Origin of the sequence: Moorena sp. SIO1F2 (assembly GCF_010672755.1) — a bacterium.
Taxonomy (GTDB): Bacteria; Cyanobacteriota; Cyanobacteriia; order Cyanobacteriales; family Coleofasciculaceae; genus Moorena.
In genome coordinates this window covers 1-9,288 of the sequence record NZ_JAAHFV010000267.1, presented here as the reverse complement: position 1 = coordinate 9,288, position 9,288 = coordinate 1, and the positions used below count along the sequence as shown (strand labels likewise).

Genomic DNA, 9,288 nt, shown 5'->3' with positions numbered 1-9,288 from the left:
TGAACTGCCTCCATCTTTGCTATCACCTACCGGTCCCTTGCCATCATTCGGTGGATTGTAATTGTTTAATGTATTCATACTCATGAAGGAACTGCCTCCATCTTTGCTGTCACCTACCGGTCCCTTGCCATCATTCGGTGGATTGTAATTGTTTAATGTATTCATACTCATGAAGGAACTGCCTCCATTTTTGCTATCACCTACCGGTCCCTTGCCATCATTCGGTGGTGTGAAAGCATTTACCATCGGTAGTTGTGATAGTTGTAGTTGTTTTGATGCTGATATTGGTAACAGTTGTGGGTTACTAAACTCAGGATTTTCATGGATTAGCTGGTACAATTTCCAGAGTGATCCGCCATTTTTGCTGTCACCAACAGGCCCCTTGCCATCATTCGGTGGTGTGTAATTCATTACTATCTGTATTTGTGATGATTCTGATAGTTGTTGGGAGTCTTGAGATGATGATTGCTGGTCAATCGGCTCAGAATTACTATGATTTGCTTGCTCGAATCCCTTCACTATTGTTGCTGCTAATTGTTGCAAGCGCTGTCTTATGTTGATAGTGAAGGAAACTAGTGTTGTCCAAAGCTGCTTTAGCCAATTATTCATTTGAGAATACACCTTTTCTAGAAATTCACCAAACACCGACCCAGGCGGCGTTTTTTCATTGATACTTGTTACAGCGCCTCTCAAGCCAACTTTTCGCAGATGATCAGAAAAATTTTTTTTTGAAGCAAAATTTGCTTAGCTATTCTAGTTTCCTTGGTGTTTGAGATCAGATCCGGATCCATTTGAGTTGTGAACGATTCCCCTTAAGAAAAGGCAAGAGGCAAGAAGCAAGAAGCAAGAGATAATCAGGTATATAGGGATTTTTGCTAAGGTCAAAAACTGTAATTATTGTTTCCAACTCAAATGGAAATGCTAGAGAATTCCTTCGATAGCTAACGGAGTGATTGCTCCAAGTGGTTTGCGGTAAACCACTACAATTACACTAGTGCCTACCAATGCTAAGGCTGATGGCAGCAGAGGTACCCATACTCCTAGAGTAAATAGACCAAAGCATAGGAGATATAAACCCCCTGTCGCTGTGATGGTAGCGAGTCCCCAATACAGTATTCGACCACAGCGCCAGGCAATGGTACCACCAATGATTGACCAACCCCAAACCCAGAACAGGTCTCCCCAGGGCGACCACACCGATAATAATGGACGCTCACCAAGAGCAGCACTGATCATCTGACTGACCATCTGGGCGTGAATAATTACCCCTGGCATTTCTTGGTATGGCCACTGGAGGGCACTGTAGGGGGTAGGATGGTAATCCTTGTGAATCTTTGCAGTTATTCCGATCAGAACTATTTTGTCTTTGACCCACTCTGGTTTGACCTTACCCTCTAGCAGCTCTGTGACAGTGACTCGTCGGGCGACAGTTTCCCGGTAATTGAGTAACACCTGGAACCCCCGATAATCACGATTGTGATAACCCCCAGCATTAGCTGACAAATCTCTTAATACAGTCTTACCCAAGCCTATTTTATTGATAGCAATGATTTTTGCCTTGATTCCCTCTTGGGCTAAGTAATGTAATGCGACCCTAGCACTGAAGGAGTGGTGGGTGGCACAGGGGTCATCGTGGTAGGGATGCATAAATACAAGATGCCTACGGATAATGCCATCAGGGTCAACCATGATATTGCTATAACCAAGGCGGGATTCTGGCACCCCAGAGGGAGGTTTGATGCCTGAGTTTTCGGGGTTGTTAGCTACCCTAGCGCTACAAAGGGCAATTAATTTATGATTTTGCTGTAACTGACGGCTCAATGCCTGGTGACCAGGTTCTCTAGGACGTTCGCGAAAGATGTCTAAGCCAATCACTCGCGCTTGATCAGACTCTAGCTTCTCTAGGACTTGGGCTAGGGTTTGATCTGGGAGGGGATAGCCATAGCGCATGATCTCAGCATCTGTGGCTTCAACTACCAGCAAACGGGAGTCTACCCCTGGATTAGGTCGCAGCCGCATCAGCTGGTCAAATGCCTTTAGTTCCCAAAGCTGAAGCATTCCCAGCTGCCGGATTACCATAACTAAAATGGTAACAACTACACTGACGATCAGGGCGGATGGGAGCAGTTGGTTTTGGTGATTGCCACGCAACTGTTGCCAGGTTGGGGGTATGGCGGCGGGATTTTGACAAATCACTGGCAACCAACTGGCACAGGGACATTGATCTTCTAAACCTTGCAGTTTTTTCCGGGCTTCTTGCACTGCTAGATACAAGGACTTACCACTGGCAAAGGCTTTGAGAAAATATTGTAAAAACTGCTGTGCTACAAGATCCGGTACGGGCTCCCGCATAATAATCATGTGCGGAATGTGCAGCTGTTCTAGCTCATTGGCTAATCCTAAGCCATCACAGGAATTAAAAATTGCTAGGGACAATCCCCTTTCTATGGCTTTTTTGAGGGCTTCTCTGAGTTCGTCAATGCTTAAGCTATCGGTCTGATTGATATGAATCCGACCCCTTCCTGCTTCGGTTTCACTATGACCTGCAAAAAACAGAATATCCCAAGGTTGCTCCCACAGGGCTTCGTTGAGCTTCTGCCGTGGTTCTTCTACGAGGAAGGTAACCTCTGCAAAGGGTAAATTCTCTAGTAATTGTCGGTCTTGTTGGATATTAATTCCTTCGCTATTGCCCAGAATTGCTAGAATTCTAACCTTGTGTCGATCACGGCTCTGGTGCGATTTGCTTGGTTGTTGATACTCTGGAGTACTTAGGGCAATTTCTGCTTGGTGGTAACGCTCTAAAAATTCCCACTGATGCCAAGGAAGCTGCCTGAGCTGGGGATTTTTGGTACGAATCAGCACCCGGACTTCTTCGGTAGTGCCGACTTTTTCCAACCACTTTTCCCGCAGTGGACTAAATAACTCTGAACGGAGCCACCGATTTAAGCGATCGCATAATCCCTGACTCTGGTTGTTGATGGAACCACCGATTGCCACTCGTTTGATTTTGATTGCTCGCAAAGAGTTGCCCAGACTGCGATAGGTTGAGCGCCACTCACGATAGTGGTTAACGATGTTGGGGGCTGGAGGCAATCTGCCAGTAAGTTCTGTTTCGGGACGTTCGCTTTCTGAGCCAATTTCGAGAGTGACCCGAAAACCTTCCTCAAAATCCCCATCCAGCTTAAGAGTTACTAGCTTTGCCATTGGTTAGTTTTTTAACAGTTGACGGTTGACGGTTTACTATCAACCGTCAAAAATCAGCATTTTGTCTGATGTTATTTTCAGTTATAGCGCGTATGGAATAGGGAACAGGGAATAGGGCAAGACAGGGAGGGTGGCAGGTGTGGGGAGGGTAGGGAGGGTGGGGAGATGGGGAGATGGGGAGATGGGGAGATAGGGAGATGGGGAGATGGGGAGATGGAGAGATGAAATTGATGTTTAGTGCTAATTTCCAGAATTGGTATAGGGTTGATCATACTTATGAGCTACAGTCAATTTTCTGAGCGCTATTCCCTACTCCCTACTCCCAGGGAGTGCGCGTTCACGCTTAGCTTTGAAAAAGCGCGGGGTCGCACAGCTCCCTACTCCCTACTGGAGTCAGAGCTGCATCGCTCTTTCCTACTGATCCGAAGTTCCTTTATCCGCTGTTGCCTGTTTTGATCAATCCTAGTTTCACATTACAAACTCTTCGATCACACTGGCATTATCCAGAGCAACCTTGACACTGAAACGGTCTCCGGGTTCGCAACTAAAATCCAATTGAATGGCTTGATCCTGGTTTCTGGCTTGGGCATTGATCAGCATTTCTTGCTCCTCATCTAGCAAGAGCAACTGCAGATTGGGGGGTAGATAGGTTTGACCATTGATGGGATTGAGTTGTAGGAAAACATTCAGCTTTGTTTCGGATTCTGGGGTGAGCGCCACCACCAGAGCTACCCCTTGATTAGCTCCCCATTCAATCTGTTTACATCGCCTAATGGTCTGATCAGACTTGGTTCTAAAGGCGAAAGCTGCCTCAGCACCTTGGTTACCTAAAAGGGTTTCCAAACTCTGCCAACCTGCTTCAAACATATGCTCCAACCATTGACTGAGTTGTGTCATAGGTTGGAATTGATCGAGGTAGGCTGGTAAATCTTTTAGCGATCGCAATTGGTGGATGACTAATTGACTAGTTTCCGAGGTTGGGGAAAATCCCAACAGCGTCGCTTCAGTATGGTCTTGATCAATCTCAACGACTACATAGCCAATCCGGTTAAATCTAACCTCTTGGGGAATGGGACAAGTCAAATCACCGGGTTTGACAGCCCGACATTCCAAGCGCCCCAAACCGGTTACCCTCAGGTCAGCCACATTTTCAGCCAAGCGGACTACTGAATTCCAGCTATCCCCTGCAGTTAGGTCAGTCGGAATACCCAGGATCCGTAAATAGTTATTCACAGCACACACCGCCAGGGTGTTGAGATAGACTTGTTCAGCCTTTTGCTGGTTGGGTTGGTAGTGAGCGAATTGCTCAGCTATCTCTAGCGCCGACAGGGTAATCGGCATTGGGATTGACCAATCTGCTAGCATGTTGGCGTTGTGTATCATGATTTTTTCCTAGGTTGGGGTTTTGTGGTGCCTTTCGAGCTACCAGTCTTTGGCTTTTCTTCTATATATCCCTCGCATACACCAAATTTTCGCAACAGGGGTAAGCATTTACGGTTATAGAATTTGGGCAAATCTTTAGCTTCTGGTGGGGTTAGCTTAAATTCTGCTGCAATGGCTTTCCAAGGCTGATCAGGAGGGAGTCGAAGCTGGATTAGCACTTGGGCATTAATCTCAGGGCGTTTCCTAAAGCAAGTCTGACGTAACACTCCGTCTGGGTCTGTCTTTACCCAATCCAAGGTTTTTTGCCAAATTTTCATAACTGGTTGTAGATCAGGAGCAGCTGGTACCCTATCTACAGGGTCAATAGTTTTACCTTCCTCTGTGCTTAGGCCAGTAATTTGCCGCTTCTGTTGCCTATAGCCAGCATCTCGAAATCGTCTCAGTCGTTTTTTTAGTTCATCGTCGAGCCAAGTAATCACACCTTTGATAGTCGGGTCATACTCTTCAGGATGGCCACAGCAATATTCCCACATCTCTTGGAGAGCGTCATTATAATATGAGGTATATTCTTTCCAAAGCTTGCCGGATTTCATCACTAGTAAATGTATCTCGCTCAGTTTTTGCCGACGTTCCAGACTTAATTGTGGATGATTACATGCTTCAGCTATCAGCTGACGGAGTATTCGATCTAGATTTTTCATCGGTTATGTCCCTGTTTTAAATGCGATCGCGTAGCGTGACCTACGGTCAATCGTGTTTAGTACGCATTAGTCTATCGATAGCGGTTCTCAAGTTAATTGTTAGTAGTTTGTTGTTTATGTTGGTAGATGCTTACACTAACTACTAACCTCTACTCCTGATCAGAAGCGCTACAAAGGGCAGCCCGAAGACTGGACTCAGTATTGACCATCCCTAGACATCTTAGGCATCAATCTTGGGGAATGGCAAAAGTCACCCAGTATTTATTTACACGAGTGATCGGGGGGTTTTTCGCAAAAAAGCCCAAAAAAATTTTTTGTCTGATTTTTTTGCGAAAACCCTGGTTGAGAGGTGCTGTAACAAATGGCTAAGCCAATTGTGATTCAACAGGTGCGACCCGTGGCGAATTTAATTCTTAATGGGTCAAAAGCACCATTAAATTTCAAATCCAGTTAGTGGGTCAACAGACCATGTATACTCTCACCAACACTCTAGAAAAATCCGCTCCTCAGGTGCAACAGTTAGACAATGGTCTACTGCAAGGAGTACTAGAAGGTTTTATTGACGGTGTTTTAATTCTGAATACACAAGGAGAGTTGCTTCATAGCAATGAAATCGCTCGTGTTCTTTGTGAGCAACTTACTCCGAACAGCAAACATTTTACGGTGGTGCCTCAAGAAATCTGGCGTGTCTGCCAAGCCTTGAAAGACAGTGATGAATTCTATCCCGATCAATCTGTAATTATAGATTCAGAGATTACTACGAGTCACTCCACAACGTTTCGGATTCGGGCTCGATGGCTCAACCTGAGGATATCTGAGCAGCCTTATATTTTAGTTACCCTCGAAGACCAACGTCAATCCATTCATAGTATAGCCCTAGCTGAAGTTCACAAATATGGCTTAACTGCCCGTGAGGCAGAAGTCTGGTTACTGCGTCGAGTCAATTACTCCTACAAAGAGATTGCTGCGGAACTGTTTGTTACCCTTAATACCGTGAAGAAGCACATGAAAAACATTCGTGCCAAGCAGCAAATGGCGATGATGATGGAAGAAATGGCTGCTTAGGCGCATAATTAGCCATTTGGAAGACAGATATTCAATGCCCTACACAGGGCATTTTTTTGTATAGCGCGATCGCGTAGCGTGGCCAACGGCCAATCGCGCTATAGGGTTTCCAAATGAGATGTAAACCTAATCAGGTATTTTTTTATTGTAAAATAACACTCCGAATCTCTTTACCATCTTGCCTTTTGCCTCTTTTATGCAAGCAAATTCCTGCAATACGTCTGTTTACAAATCATATAAAAACACGGTTATTCCGGTTGTCATACTAATCGGTTAAACAAAATTGTTTCCCGATTCCCGATTCCCTACTCCCTACTCCCGATTCCCTACTCCCTACTCCCTACTCCCTACTCCCTACTCCCTACTCCCTACTCCCTATTCCCTATTCCCTAAAGATTTTGCCCCAAAAAATTTTTTCGGATTTTGTTGCGAAAAGTTTAGTTCACAGGCGCTGTAACAAGTAGCCAAGAAAATGGCGATAATCCTCTCCTGTTTTAGTTTTTTGATTAACTGTTGGGAAACTGTCCCAGGTTAATAGGAAACGGTTACGCCCCATATGGGGCGTTTTTTTTTAGCTGGATCCCAACAGTTCAATCAGTTACCCACTTTGCCAATTCATCTAGGGTAACTTTCAGCAGGTCACACAATACCTTGAGCTGATTTGGGTAGAGTTTGGGGATATGCCTGCCCGCTTCCCAATTTTGCACCGTGGTAACGGTTACGCCCAATTCATGAGCGATTTCCCGCTGGGTGATATTTAGGGATTCTCGTCTTTTTTTAAGGTTGTCCCCTAAAGTAGTCATTACTGTCCTATTTAAAAGTTAACATAATTAAGTTTACTGAGTTATATGTTACCGCTAATCTCACTAGAGATTCTGAGGGGGCGACGAAATGAGCTAAAACGCAGATTCTATAAGCGACCTAGCCCTTAAACCGCGTTGATAATACTTTCGTTGTCTTGATGCAAAGCGCGAGTGGGGGAAACCACGGCAAAGCGCGAGTGGGGGAAACCCCGATGAGCGACTGCATCAAGAAGCGGGATAACTTTTGACAATATTATTTGTTGTTCTGTTAGATTACTACTCCCTAACTTTGGCAACAAAGTAAAATATACTGGAAACGCCCTGTCTTGATGCAATAGCGAGTGGTTTGTTCGCGTTCGCCTTTGGCGTGGCCTACGGCCAAGCGCGCCTTTGGCGATAGTTACCGTAAGACAGGCTCGCCTTAATCAATAAGTTTTAACCATGCATCTGCATAGCCTACCAACCATAAAGGCTCAACGTAATCAGGTTTCGTCTCCGGGGGGAACCCCCTGTTCCCTTGCTGCATCGCTTTTATCCTAAATGAGGCTAACCATGAATAAATTAATGCGACCCCAACTTGTTCGATCTATTGCTATATAAATTAGTTTATCCGAGGTAAAGTATGTTTTCAAAACTTCTTCAGCTATTGGAAACCAAACTTTTTCAATGATGAGATTTGGCAGCGATAAAAATCTTTGTATTATTTTTATTTTGCTTTCAAATTTAATGGGTAAATGTATAGCATTTGCTAACTTTTATAAACTGACTTTATTGAGGAATTGTAAAAGATTAATCAGGATTTTTAAAAAAATATAATCGGCTAGACTTAATTGACTTTTTAGGTGGTTTTGGTATAATGTTGGGAACATTGTCAATACGTAGGTCTTGTTGCAAATTTAGAGACCTACTTTTTTTTACCACAAAATGCTACTAGCTTTACATACCAAGCATTTCAGCCTGTTTCGTCGCCCCTTCAGCTAGACAACAAAATTTAACGCCTAAATAAAAATCTTGATACCTTTGTTCAACCTCATAGCGCCATTGGTCTACTTGACTGGGGGTGATTATAGAGTCATGAGGGAGAAAATTATCTTTATAAAACCATAAACTAGGAGGGTAATAGGAAAAAGGTCTTCCCTTTTTCCGGCGTTTTTTATTTTTACTGCGCTTGTTCATGATCTTTCTGTTTATAGTAAGGGAACGTGAACAATATAGAAACAACAATTACCCCCAGTTACGACTTTTGTCAATAACTGGGGGTAGGGAGTGAATCAGATCAGTGAATCAGGCAATTGCCTGATTCACTGAAGTTTATGTAGGGTGGGCAGTGAACCAAACCGATTCACCAAGAAGCGCGATCGCATTGCTTGGCACTGCCCACCAAACGATTAATCACAGTTGATGTCGGGTCCGCAGTGAACCAAACCGATTCACCAAGAAGCGCGATCGCATTACTTGACACTGCCCAGCAAGGGGATTAATCACAGTTGATGTCGGATCCGCAGTGAAGTAGACCGATTCACTAAGCCATAGCATTTTTCGCCACTGCCCACCAACCCATTAAGACAGAGTAAAAACAGGAAACAAACCAGATCAAGGAGACTTTAACTGGTCAGTTGTTTCCGCCACCGTGTACTAGTCGTTATTAAAACATCAGATCCCCAAGGTTATAGGTATCAGTAACTATAGCAATAACCTCCAGGGAAGGAGTATTCATAGAGATAAAGTTATCCCCAAAGATATAGTCGCCAATTGCTCCATGGAGTTTAATTTTATCTATACCAGATTCGAAATCCGTAATTACAGCGTAATCATTGAAACCAAACCATCCTGCCCCGACATAGTAAGCATTATTCTCATCTCCAAGCACAAATGTATCAGCACCAGCTCCTCCGGTTAAGATATCAATTTCATTAACACCTGGATTGTTACTGCTGGGATCGACACCTACGATAGTATCATCACCATCGCCACCAGACAGAGAGTCATTACCTAAGCCCCCAAGCAGAGAGTCGTTACCTGAGTCCCCAGACAGGGAGTCATTACCTGAGTCCCCAGATAGAGTGTCATTATCTGAGCCACCGAGAAGGGAGTCGTTACATTCCACCTGATCACCGACGGGTGAAACCGTG

12 protein-coding genes and 1 pseudogene are annotated in these 9,288 nt (G+C 44.5%); 4 read left to right on the top strand and 9 right to left on the bottom strand.

Annotated features, from left to right (window positions below):
- Together F6J94_RS24725 and F6J94_RS24720 are read right to left on the bottom strand one after the other, a co-directional pair.
- Nucleotides 1–693 (bottom strand): hypothetical protein (locus tag F6J94_RS24725; protein ID WP_293045015.1); only part of this gene is annotated, 693 nt, incomplete at its 3' end.
- A 228-nt stretch (nucleotides 694–921) separates the two neighbouring features.
- Entirely contained in the window at nucleotides 922–3,204 is a 2,283-nt protein-coding gene (locus tag F6J94_RS24720; protein WP_293045013.1) for a CHASE2 domain-containing protein, read from the bottom strand.
- Between the two features lie 173 nt (nucleotides 3,205–3,377).
- Here F6J94_RS24720 and F6J94_RS24715 point away from each other — a divergent pair, with 173 nt between their 5' ends.
- Together F6J94_RS24715 and F6J94_RS24710 are read left to right on the top strand one after the other, a co-directional pair.
- Nucleotides 3,378–3,503, top strand: a complete 126-nt coding sequence (locus F6J94_RS24715; RefSeq protein WP_293027354.1) for a hypothetical protein — start codon at nucleotides 3,378–3,380, stop codon at nucleotides 3,501–3,503.
- Nucleotides 3,481–3,660 carry a hypothetical protein gene (locus F6J94_RS24710; RefSeq protein ID WP_293027351.1) on the top strand — a complete coding sequence of 60 codons (180 nt, stop codon included), beginning with the start codon at nucleotides 3,481–3,483 and terminating at the stop codon, nucleotides 3,658–3,660. Before F6J94_RS24715 ends, F6J94_RS24710 begins: the two co-directional genes overlap by 23 nt.
- Nucleotides 3,661–3,672: 12 nt before the next feature.
- On the opposite strand, the gene F6J94_RS24705 is transcribed toward F6J94_RS24710, so the two are convergent.
- Together F6J94_RS24705 and F6J94_RS24700 are read right to left on the bottom strand one after the other, a co-directional pair.
- Nucleotides 3,673–4,587, bottom strand: a complete 915-nt coding sequence (locus F6J94_RS24705; RefSeq protein WP_293045011.1) for a DUF1822 family protein — start codon at nucleotides 4,585–4,587, stop codon at nucleotides 3,673–3,675.
- Nucleotides 4,584–5,288 (bottom strand): sigma-70 family RNA polymerase sigma factor, encoded by a 705-nt coding sequence (locus tag F6J94_RS24700; RefSeq protein WP_293027345.1) that lies wholly within the window; start codon nucleotides 5,286–5,288, stop codon nucleotides 4,584–4,586. The genes F6J94_RS24705 and F6J94_RS24700 overlap by 4 nt, the downstream gene beginning before the upstream one ends.
- Nucleotides 5,289–5,756: 468 nt before the next feature.
- Here F6J94_RS24700 and F6J94_RS24695 point away from each other — a divergent pair, with 468 nt between their 5' ends.
- Both F6J94_RS24695 and F6J94_RS24690 read left to right on the top strand, forming a co-directional pair.
- Entirely contained in the window at nucleotides 5,757–6,353 is a 597-nt protein-coding gene (locus F6J94_RS24695) for a helix-turn-helix transcriptional regulator (protein ID WP_293027342.1), read from the top strand.
- Between the two features lie 283 nt (nucleotides 6,354–6,636).
- Nucleotides 6,637–6,810, top strand: a complete 174-nt coding sequence (locus F6J94_RS24690; RefSeq protein ID WP_293045009.1) for a hypothetical protein — start codon at nucleotides 6,637–6,639, stop codon at nucleotides 6,808–6,810.
- 133 nt (nucleotides 6,811–6,943) lie between these two features.
- On the opposite strand, the gene F6J94_RS24685 is transcribed toward F6J94_RS24690, so the two are convergent.
- The 5 genes and pseudogenes from F6J94_RS24685 to F6J94_RS24665 all read right to left on the bottom strand — a co-directional run.
- Nucleotides 6,944–7,156, bottom strand: coding sequence for a helix-turn-helix transcriptional regulator (locus tag F6J94_RS24685; RefSeq protein WP_293027339.1), 213 nt, complete (start codon nucleotides 7,154–7,156; stop codon nucleotides 6,944–6,946).
- A 539-nt stretch (nucleotides 7,157–7,695) separates the two neighbouring features.
- A pseudogene (locus F6J94_RS24680) lies at nucleotides 7,696–8,025 on the bottom strand (IS4 family transposase); the annotation flags it as partial.
- Nucleotides 8,026–8,092: 67 nt separating this feature from the next.
- Entirely contained in the window at nucleotides 8,093–8,332 is a 240-nt protein-coding gene (locus F6J94_RS24675; protein ID WP_293027336.1) for a hypothetical protein, read from the bottom strand.
- A gap of 216 nt (nucleotides 8,333–8,548) precedes the next feature.
- The gene (locus F6J94_RS24670; RefSeq protein WP_293045007.1) at nucleotides 8,549–8,692 is read right to left on the bottom strand and encodes a hypothetical protein; all 144 of its coding nucleotides are present in this window, start codon (nucleotides 8,690–8,692) and stop codon (nucleotides 8,549–8,551) included.
- Nucleotides 8,693–8,801: 109 nt separating this feature from the next.
- Nucleotides 8,802–9,288 (bottom strand): calcium-binding protein (locus tag F6J94_RS24665; protein ID WP_367142265.1); only part of this gene is annotated, 487 nt, incomplete at its 5' end.